The following is a 17,227-nucleotide window of genomic DNA, read 5'->3' as shown; positions in this document are numbered from 1 at the left end:
CTTACTCCCAGTTGCTGCGGATCTGCTCTGCGGCTTTGTCGAGTGCCTTCTGTGCAGTGGCGTCGCCGTTGAACGCCGAGACGAGTGCGTTCTCGACCGGACCCCAGACGTCGCCCATACGGGGGTCGCTGGGCATCGGGACGCCCTGCCCGGCGGACTCGGAGTACGCCTGCACCTCTGCGGGCAGGTCGCTGCTGCCGACGAGGCTGGAGAGCACCGGAATCGCGCCCTGTTCATTGGCCAGATTGAGGAGGTGGTCCTCGTTGGTGACGAACCACTCGGTGAACTGTCGACCGGCCTTCGCGGCGGCGCCGCCGTCGGCCATCGGCTTGGCGAAGTACCAGACCGAGATGCCCGTATACGGGCTGGGGGTCCCGTCGCTCATCTCGGGGAAGCTGAAGACCTCGTAGCTGATGTCGTTGCTGTTGAGACCCGACAGCGACCACGGCCCGTTGATGGTGAACGCGGCGTTGCCCTCGGCGAAGGCGGCGGCCTGCGGTTCGTAGTTGGGGTCGTTTGGCATGTACGGCGCAAGGTTGTCAAGCGCGAACTGCAGCCCACGGACGGTCTCCTCGCTGTTGATGCCGAGTGGTTCCTCGGCGCTCGGGTCGAAGTAGTAGCCACCGAAGGCCTGGAGCCAGGCGCTCGTGAAGTACGGATCGAAGGGGTAAGCAAGCCCGTACTGCCCGTTGTCCGGGTCGTGGTGTTCTTCCATCATCGAGACCATCTCGTCGACGGACTCGGGGACCGAGTCGACGATGTCCGTGTTGGCGATGGGGGTCACGGTTTCGGCGCCGTACGGGAGGCCGACGAGGTTCCCCTCGTACTGGACGGCGCTTTGGGCCGTCTCGGTGAACGTGTCGAGGCTGACCGACACCTCGTCACTCTGGTCGACGACGAACCCCTGCTCGTAGGAGTTGCCGGCCCAGTCGTGGGCCCAGTCGAATATCTGCGGTCCCTCGCCGGCCGGGATGGCGCTCGACGTCTTCTTCTTGAGGTCTGAGATGTCCGCCCCGTCGATGGTGTGTTGGCTCTGCTCGTTGAACGTGCTAAGGACCTCTTCGCGGACAGCCAGTTCGCTCTCGCTGAGCGAGTACCAGGCCGTCGCCGTGCCGGCTGGTCCCTGACTGTCGGTGCTGCCGCCGGACTCGCCGTCGGACGAGCCGCTGCCGTCACCAGTGTCTTCCTGCACGCTACAGCCGGCGAGTGCCGCCGCGGCACCGACGCCGCCGATGTGCTTGATGAGTGTTCTGCGGTCCATTGTCATGGATGGATAATGGATGAAATAGTCTTTCACAACTTAAATCATTCGGATGATAACGAACGATAATCACATACTGGCCGACTGCTGTGGCTCTGTGAGAGGCCGAGAGAACGGGAATCGGTCACCGCGCCCGACGATGTGACAGCGGCTCACATCCATCGTGATCCTCCATGCACAAAAATACTACGAAATTGTTCTCCAAATGTATAAGCGGGCGATTAGGCGTTTTCCCAACTCTTTCACTAGACGTCGAAATCAAGAGTAACAATCAAATACTGGGGTGGCAAGCCATGGCGTATGCACCACCCCGGTCCACCACGCTTCTGTACGGTCGACGAATCCGTCGAACTGGCACCACGCCGACCAGACGTCGACGCCACGTTCACGTGGCGACTCGCGGACGCGCCCGACGACAGTTCTGTCTCACTCGGCGATGGTCCGGTCGTCCACCTCGAACCCGACGTGCCCGGAACCTACCGCGCCGAACTCGTCGCCCCCGACGGGACACACACTCAGACCGTCAGGGCGTTTCCGGCCTCCGCACGCGAGGCGGTCCGGTTCAGCGTCACCGCCGACGACGTCGTGGAAGGTGATCCCGACGACGTCGCGGACGCCGAGGAGTGTGTCGTCATGGGGCGGTTCAACGACTTCACGATGGGGTCCCACTGGGCCACCGAGGAGCGCGAGGGCGAGTGGGTCTTCGAGACGGACCTGCCGCCGGGGACTCACAGCGTCATCTTCGCGTTCGACGGTGAGTTCGATCCGTTCGCCGACGACGAGGTGACCGTCGACGGCGCGGGCCGGCCCCGCGTCGAACTGCAGGGCCGACGCGAGGGCGACACCGTCGTCGTCTCGGCGGACGCACGCGCGGCACCCGAGGGCAGCGACCCCGACGTGGAGTTCCACCTCGACGACCGGGACGCACTCGCCGACGCGGACGTGACCATCGCTGGCGACGAACTGCGAGTCCCGGTCGAGTCGCTCCCCGTCCTCTCACGAATCCACGCCGTCGCCGTCGCCGAACAGCACAGTATCGCCGATACGCTGACCATCCACGCGGGCGACGACGTTGCCTTCGAGCGACCCGCCGACGCCCCCGAGTGGGCGAGCGACGCTACGATCTACGAGATATTCGTCCGCGAGTTCGTCGGCGACATCGCCGAGACGTCTTTCGAAGAGATAGAGCGACGGGTCCCTTACATCGAGTCGCTCGGCGTCGACGTGGTGTGGTTCACCCCCGTCGTCCAGAGTCCGACCCGGCACGGCTACCACATCACGGACCTGTTCGACACCGCAAACGACCTCGGCACGCGCGAGGCGTTCGCGTCGCTGGTCGATGCGCTCCACGACGCCGGCATCCGCGTCGTCTTCGATTTGGTCATCAACCACACTTCGCGGGACCACCCGTACTTCCAGTTCCACCGTTCGGGCGTCCCCGAGTACGCCGACCACTACGAGCGGATTCCCGAATCGCAGAACGTCACCGGCGTCGACTGGGCCGGCGACGACGCCGCCGGCCTGTACTTCAACTGGACGAAAATCCCCAACGTGAACTACGACTCGCTCGACGTCCGTCGGTGGATGCTCGACGTGGTCGACGAGTGGGCCGGCGAAGTCGACGGCTTCCGCTGTGACGTGGCGTGGGGCGTCCCCCACGGCTTCTGGAAAGAGGTTCGCGAACGGTTGAAAGCCGAGAACTCGGACTTCCTCCTGCTCGATGAGACGGTCCCCCGGGACCCGAGTTTCCGCGAGAACGAGTTCGACGTCCACTACGACACGGACTTTTATTTCACCCTCAGAGACATCGGGAACGGCGAGGCACCGGCGACGGCGCTGTTCGACGCCCTCGAACTGTCGCCGCGGCGGGGGTACCCCGACCGCTCGGTCCACATGCGTTACGTCGAGAACCACGACGAGGACCGCTACCGGGACGAGTGCGGCGAGACGCCCCTGCGGGCCGCCGTCGGCGCGACGTTTACCGTCCCCGGCGCGCCGATGATCTACTACGGGCAGGAACGCGGCGTCGAGGACCAGCGCGGAACCATGCGGTGGCACGACGGCGACGCCGCCCTGACCGACTTTCACCGCCGCCTCGTCGCCCTCCGGAACGACCACGCCGCCCTCCGTGCGCCCGGCGTCGACCCGGCCGGATGGTCGGTCAGAGAGGGCGACGCCGAGAAGGTGGTCGCCTACACCCGCTCGGACGGTGACGAGACGCTGGCCGTCGTGCTGAACTTCGCCGTCGAGGACGCGACGGTGGCGCTCGACGCGGACGTGACGGGCCACGACCTGCTCTCGGCGACGGACGTCACGACCGACGACGGTCTGCGGGTGGCCGACGTCGTCGTGACGCGGGTCGAGGGGTAACGAGACCGCGGATTCTGCCGTCGTCTGCTCGGTTTTCGGTGTCGGTCACTGCCTGTCGGTCTTCTGCTACTGGCTTCCCGCCGGACGCTCGGAAAAAAGTCTACGAAATTTTCCATCACAAATTCGAAGTTTTGGGGAACATTTATCATGCGGGACACGTACACAGGGAGTAATGGCGAGTCTCGAACTGAAATCGCTTCGCAAGGAGTTCGACGGCGGATCTATCGTCGCGGTCGACGACCTGAACCTCGAAATCGAGGACGGGGAGTTCGTGACGGTGGTCGGACCGTCCGGGTGTGGGAAGTCGACGACGTTGCGGATGATAGCCGGACTGGAACGACCCACGAGCGGTCGCATCCACGTCGGCGGCACGGACATCACCGACGTCCACGCGCGCCACCGTGACGTGGCGATGGTGTTCCAGAACTACGCGCTGTACCCGCACAAGACCATCCAGCAGAACATGGCCTTCGGCCTCCGGATGAGCACCGACATGTCCGCCCAAGAGCGCGAGGAGAAGGTGTACGACGCCGCCGAGATGATGGGCATCGAAGACCTACTGGACGACACGCCCGGCGAACTCTCCGGCGGGCAGAAACAGCGCGTCGCGCTGGGTCGCGCCATCGTCCGCGAACCCGACGTGTTCCTCTTCGACGAACCGCTCTCGAACCTCGACGCGAAACTCCGGACGACGATGCGCACCGAGATCCAGCGCCTCCAGGAGGAACTGGACATCACCTCGGTGTACGTCACCCACGATCAGGAGGAAGCGATGACGATGGGCGACCGCATCGTCATCCTCAACGACGGGGAACTCCAGCAGACTGGCAAACCCACGGACGTGTACCAGAACCCCACCAATCAGTTCGTCGCCGGGTTCGTCGGCTCGCCGTCGATGAACTTCGTCGACGTCGAGGCCGACCCCTTCGACGGCGGCGTCCGCCTCAAGGGGGCCGACGGGAGCTTCTCCTACGACCTGACCTCGGGTCGGGCCAGCGCCTTCGGCGACATCGCCGGTGGTTCGTACGTACTGGGCATCCGCCCCGAACACGTCGCCGTCAGCGACGCTCCCGGGGCCGACACCATCCCGTCGACGGTCGACGTCGTCGAACCCATCGGCAGCGACAACTACCTCTATCTCGACCTCGGCACGGAGTCCCGGTCGTTCGATACCGAAGACGCCCCGGACTTCATCGCCCGCGTCCCGGCCGACATCGAACCCGAAGTCGGCGACGTGATACAGATCGCCTTCGACGAGGACTCCGTCCATCTGTTCGACGTCGAGACGGGCGATGCCGTCACGGCGGCCGACGCCGAACCGGTAACGCCGACCCAGTAACGACTCGCGGCTCTGCCGTCCGTACGCGACCTGTTCGGTCGTTCGAGTGCGTCGCTACCGCGACCCCTGTAGTCGCCGCACTTCGCTGCGAATCGCGCTACTGTTCTGTGGTTCCCTACGCTCACCGCGCCGCGACGGCGGGCCGGGCCGTTCAGTCGCGCTCCTCGTCCCTGCGCTACGGGTCGTTCGTCCCCCGAGGTCTCTCGCGCTCGGGGCCTCGCTCACTCCGCTACTTCTGCCGTTTCGACCCGCAGTTCGTCCGCCTCGTCGAGGTGGGCGATGGTCGCCAGCCGAAGCGCGTGGGGCCACCCCAGCGGCGTCGCGGAGTCGGGCGTCCCGTCGTCGAACAGTTGCTCGGGGAGGTAGCCGCCCTGTCGGATGAGCGACCCGCCGGGCAGAATCTCGCCGAGCAAGTCACGCGACCGGTCGAAGGCGTCGGCCGCTCGGTCGTCGTCGCGGTCGCAGAGGAGGCTGCCGAGTTCGGCGGCCGCGTTCGCGCCCCACGCCGTCGAGACGGTCCACACCTTCTCGGCGCCCTGTCCGTGCTGTCGCCAGTCGTCCTCCTCGAAGCGGACGAGACCACGGATGGCGTCCGTTTCGCGTTCGAGGCCGGAGAGCGTCGCCTCGACGTGGGTCACGAGGCGGTCGACCGTCTCGTCGGAGAGCGGCGCGACTTCGGCGTACTCGCGCATCGCGGCGGGCAGCGCCAACGACCCGGAGTCGAGGCGCTCGTCCAGTTCGCCCTCGTGTTCCCGCAGGGCGTAGTGCTCGCCGGTCCACAGGCGGTCGAGGCCCTCGAGGACGGTGTCGGCCTGTGCCCGCGCGTGGTCGCGGAGGTCGGTCGACACCGGTGCCCGGGCGACGGCGGCGTAGGCGTGGAGGAAGGTAGCGGCTGTGTGGACGAACCGACCCTGCATGTTCTCCCAGGCGTTCTGGCAGGCGATGGGGAGACCGTCGGCTTCCAGCGTGTCGTCTAAGCTCTCGACGGCCTGTTCGATGGCGGCCTCGATACGTTCGGGGTCGTCTGGCTCGCCGGTTCGCAGGAACGTCGCGAGAAAGCCCGCGACGCTGCCGCTCTGGTCGGCCTGATAGTCCGTGTCCGCGCCGCTCTCGATGCGGGCGTTGGCCCACCCCGGAGCGAGCGTCTCGTCGCCGGGCCAGACGCGGTGTGGCCAACTCCCGTCGTCCAGTTGGGTCCGGCAGTAGAACTCGGCCGAGCGCTGGTGCCAGTGGGTCAGGTCGACGCCGAGGCTCTCGCTTCCGTCGAGCAGGAACCGGGAGATTTCGGCGTCGTCGCGGAACCACGTGTAGCCGTACCCGCCGGAGGTGACGTAGAACGGGTCGAAGTCCGGGCCGGCGATGCGGGCGCCGTTCTCGGCCGACAGCATGGAGACGACGCGCAGGTCGTCGACGACCGTCTCGCGGTGAGCGGCCGTCTGTGGCACGGCCCACTCGCGCCGGTCCGCGTTCGCGCTGGCAAGCGCCGAGCCGTCGGCGTACTCGCCCGTGAGGCTATCGAGCCTCGACAGCACGGTCTCGCGGTCGGTCTCGCCGCGCTCGGCGAGGACGGTGACGAGGGTGACGCTGCCGTCCTCGAAGGGCGCGGTGACGAGCGCACCGGCCGTCATCACCTCGTCCTCGTAGCGCTCTTCGTCGGTCGTCCGCGGGAACTCCACGGGGTCGTCGTCGACGAGTTCCTCGAACCGTTCGGGAATCTGGCCGTGGACCGCCGACAGGTCGGTCGAGACGCCGACGTAGTCGTGTTCGCGGCGGTGGTAGGCCTCGACGGCGTCGTCGTGGACCAGCAGACTCGTCTGGCCCTCGCGGCCGTCCGGGGCGAACCGGACGTACGCTCGGAGGTCGAGGTCCGTCGGCGCGTCGCCCTCGAGTTCGAATCGCGTGACGTGCGCGCGGCCGAGCGTCAGGTCCTGCTGGACGACCTGCCACGCGCCCTCGTCGTGGACCGTCTCGACGACGCCCGTCTCACCGCGGTAGCGCTGGTCGGCGTCGCCGTCGAACCAGGTGTCTCCTACCCCGAAGCGAGATGCATCGATGCCCGAGAGACCACTGAGCGGATAGGAGTAGTCCTGCAGTGAGCCGTCGGCGTCGACGTGCACGAGGCGGTCGTCCTGCCCGGCGAAGAGGCCTGTCGTAGAACGAAGTTCTCCGGGAAACTTCCGGTCTGCGTCCCGGTGGCGTTTGAAGTCGTCTAGCGATGTCCGGAGCGTCATTGCCACTAAGCAACACGCCCTCCACCATAAAATATGGTGTAATTATTTTTCGCACTTACACCGGCGATCGTCGGCCCGTTCAGACCCGCTCGTACGCGATAGTTGTCTCGGCGGCGGGGAGGCTCCCGCTCGCCGCGACGACGGTGACGCGCGCGTCGGCCTCGGCCGCGGCGGTGACGTCGACGTCGCCGCCCGAGACGTGTACCGTCTCGGTCTGTGTTTTCACGACGAGGTCGTCGCCGTCGGTGTGGCCGGTGACGCGAGCGCTGTCGCCCTCGCGGTCGATGGTCACGTCGAGGTTAGGACCGTCGGTAGGGGTCGACCCGCCGTACCGCTCGCGGACGACGGCGGGCGTCTCGACGGGTTCGCCCGCGTCGATACTCCACGCGAGGCGGACGAACTGGGCGTTGGTCCACGACAGCGGCGTCGCACTCGACGTGCCCGACCCGAACGCCCAATCGAAGTCGTTCTCGCCGGCCTCGTCCCACACCTGTTCGGGGAGCATCCGTCCGTCGTTGGCGAAGGCGCCGAGCGTCTCCAGCAGACCCTCGGGGTCGAAGGTCGGGTCGTCCAGCAGGAGTTCGTACTCGCCGCGCTCGCCGGTGAAGAACGGCCAGAGGCGACCTTTGCCGGTCTCGTCCGGCATCCACGGCGCGCCGGGTTGGACCCGCTTCTCGCCGTAGCCGTCGCCGGTGTAGCGGTACCACGCGGGGCCGTGAGGCGTCTCGACCATGATGTCGCCGTCGTACTCCGTGACGGTGTTCCGGACGGTCTCGTCGTCGGCGGGCAGGACGCCCAGACGGACGAGTTCGAGGAACCCGCCGTCCATGATGTTGCGTTCGTCGAGGGTTCCGCCGCCGTTGTTGTGGGTGCGGAGTTCGCCGTCGTCGGGATTGCCTTCGTCGGTGATGCGCACGTAGTACGGCGTGTTCGTGTGTTTCTCGGTGCCCGTCGTCGTCGCGTGCCAGTCCTCCAGTCGGTCGACCCAGTGGTCGGCCACGCCGAGATAGGCGATGGCGTCGGCGGATTCGCCGGCGTCGAGAGCGAGGTCGGCGGCACAGACGAGGCCGGCTATCTCGGCGGCCGTCGTCGACGGGGAGTAGCCGGGTTCCTCCTCCCAGCGTTCCTGTTGGGTGTGGGGGCCGGTGGCGACCACGTAGTCGCTGGAGCGGCGGACGTTCTCGTAGCCGTAGCCCGCCTCGTCGAGGCCGTAGCCGTGGCGCGCTTTCAGTTGCTGGGCCATCACCTGCGGGAAGGCTATCTCGTCCATCTGCTCGCCGCCCCAGCGGGTGCGGCCGTCGAGGAACGTGTTCTGCGGGAAGAAGCCGTCGTCGTCCTGCTGGTACGCATAGACGTACTCGGTGGCGTCGATGGCGCTCTGGACGTCGCCCATCGCGTCGAAGGCGGTGTACGCCTGATAGAGGTCCCGCGGCCAGACGTAGTTGTAGCCGTAGTCGATGGGGTCGTTGGCGTCGACGGCGTCGCCCCACGGGACCGAGGGGGAGGCGATGCCGGCACCGGGGAACTGCTTGGAGTCGGCGGCTTTCATCACCATCACGGCGGTCTTGTACTGAGCCAGCAGGTCGTCGTCACCGACGACGCTGTCGGGCACCGCCACCTCGTCGAGGTAGGCCGCCCACGAGTCGGCGTAGGCGGCACGGACGTCTTCGAACGCGTCGTCGAGGGCGGCATCGGCGGCCACCAGTGCGGCCTCGTCGTCGCTGTCCTCGGCGAACCCGAGCGCCAGCGTGGTGTCGTGACTGGACAGCGTCCCGGCGAGGACGACGTTGCCACGGGCTTTGGCGTGGCGTGCGTCGGTCGACCCGGTCTCCAGTAGCGCCGTCTCGACGTCGCCCTCGCGGACGTCGGCGGTGGTCCAGTCGAATCCGTCGGCGCTCGAAAGCGCCATCCCCACGTCTATCGGATCGCCGTTCTCGTACAGGAAGACGGGGTCGGCGTCGGCGGGTCGGTCGTGAGCGGCCAACAGGGCGTCCCCGCGGGCACGTGCGACGTCGTGATCGGCGTGTGCGGACAGCGCCGGGTCGACGACGACGTGGAGGTCGTACCCCTCGCCCTCGAAGTCGACGTCGAGGAGGAGGGCGTCCTCGCCGGGGTGTGTCGCGTGGTCGACGGTCAGCGTCCAGTCGTGGTCGTCGGTCGGTCGCGCGGTCTGTCGAAAGAGGAGTGCGTCCTCACCGACCGCTTCCGCCGACCGTTCGACGGTGTCTGGCAGGTCGCGCCGCTCCCGGAAGGTCCGGACGGCGTACCCCTCGCCGTCGGTGATCAGGAAGTCGAGTTCGCGGACGTTCATCACGTCGATGCGGGGGAACCGAACTTCGGTGACGGCGCCCTCGGTCAACGTATACCAGACTCGGGACGGGTCGACGTCGTCGTGGTCACAGACGGTGCCGAACCCGTACTTCTCACCGACCGTCCACGTCGCGTCCGCCGTGGCAGTCGGAACCTCTCGCTGTGTCATACGGGACCCTGCACGACCAGTACCTTAATGGTTTCTCAAGTTGTAATGAATTATTACAACTATCATCTTCGGGGCAGCAACGGCCCAGATGGGACCGAACCAAATTACTTGCCACAGTGGCGATGATAAATTAGCATGGACGATTCGACGCTCGCGGACAGGCTCACACAGTTGGGGCTCTCGGAGAAGGAGGTGGATACGTATCTCTCTATACTCCAGAACGGGGAGGCGAAGGCCAGCGAAATCGCCGACGACACTGGTGTCTCGAAGCGGTACGTCTACAGTATCAGCGAATCGCTCGAGAAGCGTGGGTTCGTCGAGGTCAACGACCACGTCGTCCCGACGACGATACGCGCCCGCCCGCCCTCGGAGGTCATCGCGGCGCTCTCGGACCAGCTAGAGGAGATGGAGACGGCACTCGACGAGCGGTTCTCCGATACGGAACGCCGCACGCAGCAGTTCGACGTCATCAAGTCCCGCGTCACGGTGGTCAAACGGCTCACCGAGTACCTCGCCAACGCCGAGAACGAGGTCATGCTGTCGGTACCACAGCAGTACCTCCCCGAGATAGCCGACGAACTGGAGGCGGCCGTCGACCGCGGGGTCCTCGTTCTTCTCGTCGTCAGCAGCGCGACGGACGTCGACGGCGACGACGTGGCGGGGATGGCCTCGGTCGCACGGGCGTGGGACCAGGAGATGCCCATCATGCTCACCGTCGACGGCCAGTTCGGACTGGTCGCGCCCGCGGACATCATCATCCGGTCGAACTCCGACCAGCGCGCTATCGCCTTCGTCCAGGAGCAACTCGTTCCCGTGCTCTCGGGGTCGTTCCTCGGGAACTACTGGCCGATGTCGAGCGAGATATACGTCGCCGAACCGCGCGCCCTCCCGGCCACGTATCGGAACTTCCGTCAGCCGGTTCTGGAGGCGACGCTCCGCCTTCGGGCGGACGAACCGGTGTACGTCACCGCCACCGTCCACCCGGTGCAGGCCGCCGACGACCCTGGCACTATCGAGGGAACGGTCGTCGACACCCGACAGGGGCTCGCCGAACCACAGACCAACGCCTACCCCATCGAACACACGCTCGTCGTCGACACCGGTGAGAAGACGGTGACCATCGGCGGCCCCGGGTCGTTCATCGAGGACTACGAGGCCGACGAGGTCACGCTCTCGGAACCCTAACGCCGACTCGGGTCCGGCCACCGGTAGACGACGTACGTCTCGCTCTCTGTCGACGGTTTCGGGTCCCAGATCAATCGGACCGCCGCCTCGTTCAGGTCGAGGTGTTCCCCAGCCCCGGTGTCGACTTCGTCGAAGTGGTCGGCGTGAATCGATATCTCGACGCCCGACCCGATGGTCGTCGGCGCCTGTGTTCCCAGCGGGTCACCGGTCAGCGGTGCGGCGTTGCCGTCCGAGTCTCTCGCACCCGAGAACGCGAGCGAGAGTCGGTCACGAGTCAGCGTCTCTCCGCTCTCGAAGCTCAGGTTCAGGTACTGTCCGTTCCCCGTCGTCCGCTCGCTGTAGTCGGCGACGACAGCGGTCTGGGGTGCCCGTGTGGGTTGCTCGTCGCTGAACGCGACGAGGTAGGCCCCGACCGTCGCCGCCAGTACGACCACGATGGCGACCACGAGGACTACGCCGATGACTGGACTGACACCCCGGGATTTCCCCCGTTCCATACCCACACCCTCTCTCACTCGACTGAAAAAGGGCTCGCATCGCTCCGTCGCTCGATACCGGCCACCGCAAGCGCGCGATTAGACGGTCGCGAGCAGGTCCTCGGGGACGCCGCCGGGCAGTTCGTCCCGGTCGTGGGCCGCCTCGAAGTCGGGGTCGGGCCCCACCGGAATGATGCGCTTCGGGCTGACGTCCGGGTGGGTGGTGTAGTAGTGTTCCGTGATGTGGTCCATGTCCACCGTCTCGGCCACACCGGGCGTCTGATACAGGTCGCGAAGGTACGGCCAGAGGTTGTCGTACTCCCGGATGAACTGGTGGTTGCACTGGAAGTGGGTGTGGTACACCTCGTCGAAACGCACCAGCGTCGTGAACATGCAGATGTCCGCCTCGGTCAGGCGGTCACCGGCGAGGTAGCGCTGGTCTTCCAGCACCGAGTCCCAGTGGTCGAGCGCGTCGAACAACTCCTCGACGGCGTCGTCGTAGGCGTCCTGCGTGTTCGCGAACCCGGCGCGGTAGACGCCGTTGTTGATGGGGTCGTAGATGTCGTCGATGATGCGGTCTACCTCGTCCTGATACCCGTCGGGGTAGAGATCCACGTCGCTCGCGGCGACGCCGTCGAACGCCGTGTCGAGCATCCGGAGTATCTCCTCGGACTCGTTGTTGACGATGGTCTCCTCCTGTTTGTCCCAGAGGACGGGGACCGTCACGCGGCAGGTGGCGTCGGGGTCGGCTTTCACGTACAGTTCGCGGAGGTAGTCGGCGCCGTACAGCGAGTCCTCGGTACAGCCCTCCTTCTCGGGGGTGAACTGCCAGCCGTCGTCCCCGCGGTACGGGTCCACGACGTCGACGCTGATGGCGTCCGTCAGCCCCTTGAGCGCGCGAACGAGGAGCGTGCGGTGGGCCCACGGGCACGCGAGCGAGACGTAGAGGTGATAGCGGCCCGCTTCCGGCTGGAAGCGTGCGTCCGGGTCGTCCTCGATTCGATCCCGAAACGTCGTGTCTTGCCGGTCGAACTCTCCGTCCTCGTTCGTACTCTGGTAGGCGTCTGTTCGCCACTCGCCGTCGACGAGCATGTTCATGGTATCCTTCGTTAGCGCTCGAACCGGATAAACACCCGAGCGAGGTAACATCCGTGTCACCCCAGACGACCGTCTCTGGGCCGCTGTGTAGTGTGTGGGTCTGACCCACTTGCCCGCCTGCCCTTCGAAGCCCTTATCAGGTCGCTCGGCCACGTATTCGCCAAGAGTACCTATGTCGGACAAACCTGCCTCGATGTACCGGGACATCGACAAGCCCTCGTACACCCGACGCGAGTACATCACGGGCATCCCTGGTTCGAAGATCGCACAGCACGAGATGGGTCGCAAGACGGCCGAGAAAGACGACTACCCCGTCCAGATTAGCCTCATCGTCGAGGAGTCGGTCCAGCTCCGTCACGGCTCGCTCGAAGCCTCGCGCCTGTCGGCCAACCGCCACCTCATCAAGGAAATCGGTGAGGAGGGTGACTACCGGATGACGCTGCGGAAGTTCCCCCACCAGGTCCTGCGCGAGAACAAGCAGGCGACCGGTGCCGGGGCCGACCGTGTCTCCGACGGGATGCGACAGGCCTTCGGGAAGATCGTCGGCACCGCCGCCCGCGTACAGGCCGGCGAACAGCTCTTTACGGCCTACTGCAACGTCGAGGACGCCGAACACGTCAAAGAGGCGTTCCGCCGTGCCTACAACAAGATCACGCCCTCCTGCCGCATCAAGGTCGAGCGCGGCGAGGAACTGCTCATCGCGTAACGCCGCGACGGCTTTCTCACGCTGGTCGTCCACCCGGACGACTGCACTTTGCGCTTAGCGGTTGCACTGATACGTCGTTTGACTGTCACTGACTCGCCGAGGGTCACACGAGGCAGGCGGCACCGCCGAAATAGTATTGAGGCAACATGTCGTACCGTGAGGTATGGTACTCAGACTACTGCTGCTCGCGGTCGGACTGCTCGAACTGGCCGCGCCTCGGAAGATGGTCGACTTCTGGATGGACCTCGCGGCCGAAGACGGCGACGTCGAACTCAAACCGTGGGTGTACAGCGTGGCACGGATCGAGGGTGCCGTCATCGTGCTATGGGTGTTGCTCCGGGGTCGGGGTGGCGGTCACAGCGAGGCGGACACAGCGGACGCATAGCCCGAACGCGGTCGTCCCTCGGCGTTTCGACGCTGTCAGCACACGGTCGTGAGGACTGGTCGGTCCCGTCACTCGGTCGGCGACCGGCGGGTGGTCGCGATACGAAGCGAGTAAGCGATGCTCAGGAGGCCGACGAGCTGCACCATCCGGACGACCAGTCGAATGACTGGTTGGTACTGGATGGAGACGACGCGAAACGCGATGAGTCCCTGTCCGGCCACCGCCAGCGCGTACGCGAGGCCGAACAGCAGTAACATCCCGACCGAGAGGTACCGCATCGACGGGTCGTCGTTCCGCCGGAGGCCGCGGTAGGCGTGATAGCCGATATAGAGGCCGACGACGGCCGACCCGGTGGCGGCGACGCCGGCGAGGAGGCCGACGGGAGCGGCGAACGGAGCCATCTCAGAAGTTCCCCCACAGGCGGCTCAACTGATCGGCCACGTCCTCACCCCGCCGCTCGATGCGCCACGTCAGGTCCCCGTCGCGGATGGCGAGTTCGAACCGCTCTAGCGTCGAGACGTAGACGGTGTCGTGGTGGCCGTCGGCTCTGGGTCGGGTCTGCTCTTCGAGGAGGTCTGCCGCCGTCAGCCGATCGACGCGCCGATAGATGGTCGAGACGGAGACGCCACAGCGGTCGCTGAGTTCGCTGGCCGACCGCGGTTCGGCGCTCGTCGCGACGAGAATCGTCCGGGCGTGGTCGTCGTCCAACAGGTCGACGACCGTAGAGAGGTCGGCGTCCTCGGTCACAGACTCATCCGTCATACCGGGGTGATAAATGTCGTTCGCATGGGTTCGTCGCTCTGGACTCCGTCGCGATGCGTTCGCTCGTCCGACGGGCGGGAGCCCGGTGTCGGTCAGCGTCACGGTCTCACTCCAGTTCGTAGGTGAACAGCATCCTGAAATCGGTCCCACCGCTCGACAGCACGACGTTGACCGCCGAGGGGTCGCCGTGGTCGCGAAGGTCGACGGTGGTGGTGTCACCCGGTTCGACCGTCTCGCGGTCCGGCCACAGCGAGATCTTCTCCACCTCGTTGGGACCTGCTCCGTCCTCGAAATCGAGCCAGAGCCACTCGGCCGGGACGGCGTCTCCGGCCTCGTGTCGGAGCGTCAGTGCCTCTACGCCCGCGTCGGTCGATGCGCCCCACGTGACCTGCGGTGGGTCCACGTCCGGTGTCGGGTCGACGCTTTCCCGGCGCGGCGCCCGCGCCTCGACGGTGGCGAGGCGGCCGTCGACCGTGATCTCCGCTCCCTGACTCTCCTCGGTCAGTCGGTAGCTCTCGCGGAAGGCCGATTCGAGTGACTCCTGCGTTGGCGTCCGGCCCGCGGCGAAGTGCATGGCGAGCACCTGATACGTCGCGTCGTCGCCCAGTCTAAACGCGTCGGCACCGAACTCCGAGTCGCCGCGGGGGTCCATGCTGTACGGCCCTGCGATGACCTGTCTGCTCGCGCCGACGGCGGCACTGACCGCCGCGAACGCGTCGCTGGCCTCGTGATACCGCGTTCGGTCGCCGGCACCGGTGTCGATCAGGAGTTCCAGATTCGCCGCCGGATGTTCCACCGCGTTGGTCCAGACGACGACGCCGTCGCCGACGGCGACCCGTCGCTCGGTGTCCCTGCGAGCGAACAGGTCGTACCCCCGGTAGGTCCCGTCGGGAGCGTAGCCGCTCCCGATGAGTGTCGACGCCACGGCGTCGCGGTCGAACGACGCTTCGACGACGACGCCGAGGTTCGACGTGACCATGCGGTCGTAGTTCTCGAACCCGATGCCGAAGTAATCCGGTTCGAGCTTGAACAAGGCGCGTCGGGCCCGGAACTTCCGGGGCGCGTCGGCGACGTATGGGCCGGGTTCGACGGACCCGAAACTGTAGCCGTCGTCGTAGCGCGTCTCGAACGCATCGGGGGTGGGGAGCCACCGTCGGTACGCCGGTTCGTCCGCCGGTGGAACGTCGAGGCGGCCGTAAGAGAGCGAACTGCCGAGCGGGGGGAGGCTGGACAGACACCCCGTGGTGCTCGCTGTGGCTCCGACCGCGAGCGTCGCGGTACCGGCCCGGAGAAACCCACGGCGTGTCCGTTCGTCGGAGGGTGATGTCGTGTCGTCGCTCATCGCTGTGTCTGTCTGGAGACACGCCTCGGACATCATACGACCGGATGGCCCGCAACGCGCTGCAAACGAGCGGAAGGTTTTTGTAGGGACTTCCACCCCACGCCCGACCCGACAGCACACACATCTTTGTAGCGATACCCCTAAGCGACGACGATGTTGGACCTCGCCGTCACTACGCGGTCCGAGACGTTCGAGCGGATGGTGGACCCGCTCGCCGCCCGGGGGATCGCCATCGGCCACGTCGATACGAGCGAACGAGCGGTACCGCTGACTGCGGACCCGTTCGAGGAGTACGACGTGGGGTTCGTCTACCCTCCACGAATCATGGAAGGGGCCGTCGCCGACGCGATGCTCGACGTCCCGTGGGTCAACGACCGCGAGACGATTCTGCGGTCGCGTAACAAAGCCGACGTACTGGCCCGACTCGGCCGCGCCGACGTCCCGGTGCCCGAGACGGTGATGGTGTCGAACCCGGCCGATGAGGCTGCCCTCGTTGCGGCCTTCGAGCAGGTGCAGTCGCCCGTCGTCGTGAAACCGAACTCGACGACCCGCGGCGTCGGCGTGACGACGGCCCACGACCTCGACTCGTTTCTGGGCGTCGCGGACTACCTCGATCTGGTCCACGACTACCGTGCGACTGGCGACCGGTCGTTTCTGGTACAGGAGTATCTCCCCGACGCGCGGGACTACCGGGCGATGGTCGTCGACGGGGAGTGCGTGGGGGCGGTCGAGCGCCGCCTCCCGACCGCGGCCCGCGAGCGCGGGCGCTGGAAGCACAACGTCCACCGCGGTGCCGACGCCGAGGGCGTCGAGCTGCCAGAGGAGTTACGCACTCTCGCAGAGCGGACGGCCGCGGTACTCGACGTCCAGTATCTCGGCGTCGACTTGCTGGTGACCGAGGACCGCGCGGTGGTCAACGAGACGAACGCCCGTCCGACTATCGACAGCGCGACGAAGTACGAGGACGGCTTTTGGGACGATTTAGCGGGACTGATTCGCGAGACCGCAGACGCGTAGCCGCCGCTGTCCGGTCACGAACGAACACGACGTGAGAGCGGAGAGAACGGAGACGGGACGACCTTACAGTTCGATGTCGGCGGAGTCTTCCTCGCGGTCGAAGGTGACTTCGAGGATGCCGTTGTTGTAGGTGGCCGACGCGGAGTGTTCGTCGACCTCGCTGGGGAGGGTGAGTCGCTCGTGGTACTCTCGCTGGTGGCTGTCGGCGTCGATGGTGAGGACGCTGCCGTCACACTTCAGGTCGATAGCCTCCTTCTCGACGCCGGGGATGTCGGCGACGACGCGGATCTCGTCGTCGGTCTCGTGGACGTCGACGTGGAGGTCACCGCCGCCGTTCGGGCCGTCGCGGTCGATATGTACGTCCCCTTCGGAACCCATCATCTCGTCCATCATGCGCTCGATTTCGCGGAAGAACTCGTCGAAAGGGTCGTCGTTGTCGTCCCGTCTCATCAGTACGAGGCGGTACGTCGCACTGTCTGAAAAGCCTTCTGACGGGCTCACTCTTTGCTTCCACTGCCGTCGGTTCGAGCCGAGGCGAGACGGCGTGTCCGGCAGGTCGTAGATTCGGTACGGAAT

Annotated in this window: 15 protein-coding genes; 6 read left to right on the top strand and 9 right to left on the bottom strand. The window is 66.2% G+C overall.

Annotated features, from left to right (window positions below; all coding sequences use genetic code 11):
* Nucleotide 1 precedes the first annotated feature (1 nt).
* Nucleotides 2-1,267 carry an extracellular solute-binding protein gene (locus IEY28_RS14850; protein WP_188999395.1) on the bottom strand — a complete coding sequence of 422 codons (1,266 nt, stop codon included), beginning with the start codon at nt 1,265-1,267 and terminating at the stop codon, nt 2-4.
* Nucleotides 1,268-1,561: 294 nt separating this feature from the next.
* Here IEY28_RS14850 and IEY28_RS14845 point away from each other — a divergent pair, with 294 nt between their 5' ends.
* Nucleotides 1,562-3,631 (top strand): alpha-amylase family glycosyl hydrolase, encoded by a 2,070-nt coding sequence (locus IEY28_RS14845; protein WP_188999391.1) that lies wholly within the window; start codon nt 1,562-1,564, stop codon nt 3,629-3,631.
* A gap of 172 nt (nt 3,632-3,803) precedes the next feature.
* Complete coding sequence (locus IEY28_RS14840; RefSeq protein WP_188999387.1) at nt 3,804-4,970, top strand: ABC transporter ATP-binding protein; 1,167 nt, start codon at nt 3,804-3,806, stop codon at nt 4,968-4,970.
* Nucleotides 4,971-5,191: 221 nt separating this feature from the next.
* Here the strand turns inward: IEY28_RS14840 and IEY28_RS14835 are convergent, their stop codons facing one another.
* Together IEY28_RS14835 and IEY28_RS14830 are read right to left on the bottom strand one after the other, a co-directional pair.
* Nucleotides 5,192-7,201: a DUF7997 domain-containing protein gene (locus IEY28_RS14835; RefSeq protein ID WP_188999385.1), complete on the bottom strand. Its 2,010-nt coding sequence runs from the start codon at nt 7,199-7,201 to the stop codon at nt 5,192-5,194.
* Nucleotides 7,202-7,280: 79 nt separating this feature from the next.
* Entirely contained in the window at nt 7,281-9,680 is a 2,400-nt protein-coding gene (locus tag IEY28_RS14830) for a glycoside hydrolase family 15 protein (protein WP_188999382.1), read from the bottom strand.
* 135 nt (nt 9,681-9,815) lie between these two features.
* On the opposite strand from IEY28_RS14830, the gene IEY28_RS14825 reads away from it, so the two are divergent.
* A complete protein-coding gene (locus tag IEY28_RS14825; protein WP_188999380.1) occupies nt 9,816-10,865 on the top strand; it encodes a TrmB family transcriptional regulator in 1,050 nt (349 codons plus the stop codon).
* Here the strand turns inward: IEY28_RS14825 and IEY28_RS14820 are convergent.
* On the bottom strand, nt 10,862-11,362 hold the full coding sequence (locus IEY28_RS14820) for a type IV pilin domain-containing protein (RefSeq protein ID WP_188999376.1): 501 nt from the start codon (nt 11,360-11,362) through the stop codon (nt 10,862-10,864). The genes IEY28_RS14825 and IEY28_RS14820 overlap by 4 nt on opposite strands.
* A gap of 78 nt (nt 11,363-11,440) precedes the next feature.
* Nucleotides 11,441-12,439, bottom strand: a complete 999-nt coding sequence (locus IEY28_RS14815) for a glutathione S-transferase family protein (RefSeq protein WP_188999373.1) — start codon at nt 12,437-12,439, stop codon at nt 11,441-11,443.
* 172 nt (nt 12,440-12,611) lie between these two features.
* On the opposite strand from IEY28_RS14815, the gene IEY28_RS14810 reads away from it, so the two are divergent.
* Both IEY28_RS14810 and IEY28_RS14805 read left to right on the top strand, forming a co-directional pair.
* Entirely contained in the window at nt 12,612-13,145 is a 534-nt protein-coding gene (locus tag IEY28_RS14810) for a 50S ribosomal protein L16 (RefSeq protein ID WP_166968141.1), read from the top strand.
* Nucleotides 13,146-13,308: 163 nt separating this feature from the next.
* Nucleotides 13,309-13,530, top strand: a complete 222-nt coding sequence (locus IEY28_RS14805) for a hypothetical protein (protein ID WP_188999370.1) — start codon at nt 13,309-13,311, stop codon at nt 13,528-13,530.
* 68 nt (nt 13,531-13,598) lie between these two features.
* Here the strand turns inward: IEY28_RS14805 and IEY28_RS14800 are convergent, their stop codons facing one another.
* The 3 genes from IEY28_RS14800 to IEY28_RS14790 all read right to left on the bottom strand — a co-directional run bounded on the left by IEY28_RS14800 (nt 13,599) and on the right by IEY28_RS14790 (nt 15,667).
* Nucleotides 13,599-13,931: a DUF7521 family protein gene (locus IEY28_RS14800; protein ID WP_188999367.1), complete on the bottom strand. Its 333-nt coding sequence runs from the start codon at nt 13,929-13,931 to the stop codon at nt 13,599-13,601.
* A gap of 1 nt (nt 13,932) precedes the next feature.
* Nucleotides 13,933-14,292: an ArsR/SmtB family transcription factor gene (locus IEY28_RS14795; RefSeq protein WP_188999363.1), complete on the bottom strand. Its 360-nt coding sequence runs from the start codon at nt 14,290-14,292 to the stop codon at nt 13,933-13,935.
* A gap of 106 nt (nt 14,293-14,398) precedes the next feature.
* Nucleotides 14,399-15,667 carry a hypothetical protein gene (locus IEY28_RS14790; protein WP_188999360.1) on the bottom strand — a complete coding sequence of 423 codons (1,269 nt, stop codon included), beginning with the start codon at nt 15,665-15,667 and terminating at the stop codon, nt 14,399-14,401.
* A 120-nt stretch (nt 15,668-15,787) separates the two neighbouring features.
* Between IEY28_RS14790 and IEY28_RS14785 the strand changes: the two genes are divergently transcribed.
* On the top strand, nt 15,788-16,651 hold the full coding sequence (locus IEY28_RS14785) for an ATP-grasp domain-containing protein (protein ID WP_188999357.1): 864 nt from the start codon (nt 15,788-15,790) through the stop codon (nt 16,649-16,651).
* Between the two features lie 63 nt (nt 16,652-16,714).
* Here IEY28_RS14785 and IEY28_RS14780 read toward each other — a convergent pair whose 3' ends face one another.
* A complete protein-coding gene (locus tag IEY28_RS14780) occupies nt 16,715-17,101 on the bottom strand; it encodes an Hsp20/alpha crystallin family protein (RefSeq protein ID WP_188999354.1) in 387 nt (128 codons plus the stop codon).
* Between the last annotated feature and the right edge of the window lie 126 nt (nt 17,102-17,227).

The organism is Haloarcula pellucida (assembly GCF_014647235.1).
GTDB lineage: Archaea > Halobacteriota > Halobacteria > Halobacteriales > Haloarculaceae > Haloarcula > Haloarcula pellucida.
This window is presented reverse-complemented; position numbering and strand designations above follow the sequence as displayed.

What these genes read in the sequence shown, in the direction of transcription:
- IEY28_RS14850 (WP_188999395.1), bottom strand. Translation starts at nt 1,267, where the DNA reads ATGACAATGGACCGCAGAACACTCATCAAGCACATCGGCGGCGTCGGT.
- IEY28_RS14845 (WP_188999391.1), top strand. Translation starts at nt 1,562, where the DNA reads ATGCACCACCCCGGTCCACCACGCTTCTGTACGGTCGACGAATCCGTC.
- IEY28_RS14840 (WP_188999387.1), top strand. Translation starts at nt 3,804, where the DNA reads ATGGCGAGTCTCGAACTGAAATCGCTTCGCAAGGAGTTCGACGGCGGA.
- IEY28_RS14835 (WP_188999385.1), bottom strand. Translation starts at nt 7,201, where the DNA reads ATGACGCTCCGGACATCGCTAGACGACTTCAAACGCCACCGGGACGCA.
- IEY28_RS14830 (WP_188999382.1), bottom strand. Translation starts at nt 9,680, where the DNA reads ATGACACAGCGAGAGGTTCCGACTGCCACGGCGGACGCGACGTGGACG.
- IEY28_RS14825 (WP_188999380.1), top strand. Translation starts at nt 9,816, where the DNA reads ATGGACGATTCGACGCTCGCGGACAGGCTCACACAGTTGGGGCTCTCG.
- IEY28_RS14820 (WP_188999376.1), bottom strand. Translation starts at nt 11,362, where the DNA reads ATGGAACGGGGGAAATCCCGGGGTGTCAGTCCAGTCATCGGCGTAGTC.
- IEY28_RS14815 (WP_188999373.1), bottom strand. Translation starts at nt 12,439, where the DNA reads ATGAACATGCTCGTCGACGGCGAGTGGCGAACAGACGCCTACCAGAGT.
- IEY28_RS14810 (WP_166968141.1), top strand. Translation starts at nt 12,612, where the DNA reads ATGTCGGACAAACCTGCCTCGATGTACCGGGACATCGACAAGCCCTCG.
- IEY28_RS14805 (WP_188999370.1), top strand. Translation starts at nt 13,309, where the DNA reads ATGGTACTCAGACTACTGCTGCTCGCGGTCGGACTGCTCGAACTGGCC.
- IEY28_RS14800 (WP_188999367.1), bottom strand. Translation starts at nt 13,931, where the DNA reads ATGGCTCCGTTCGCCGCTCCCGTCGGCCTCCTCGCCGGCGTCGCCGCC.
- IEY28_RS14795 (WP_188999363.1), bottom strand. Translation starts at nt 14,292, where the DNA reads ATGACGGATGAGTCTGTGACCGAGGACGCCGACCTCTCTACGGTCGTC.
- IEY28_RS14790 (WP_188999360.1), bottom strand. Translation starts at nt 15,667, where the DNA reads ATGTCCGAGGCGTGTCTCCAGACAGACACAGCGATGAGCGACGACACG.
- IEY28_RS14785 (WP_188999357.1), top strand. Translation starts at nt 15,788, where the DNA reads ATGTTGGACCTCGCCGTCACTACGCGGTCCGAGACGTTCGAGCGGATG.
- IEY28_RS14780 (WP_188999354.1), bottom strand. Translation starts at nt 17,101, where the DNA reads ATGAGACGGGACGACAACGACGACCCTTTCGACGAGTTCTTCCGCGAA.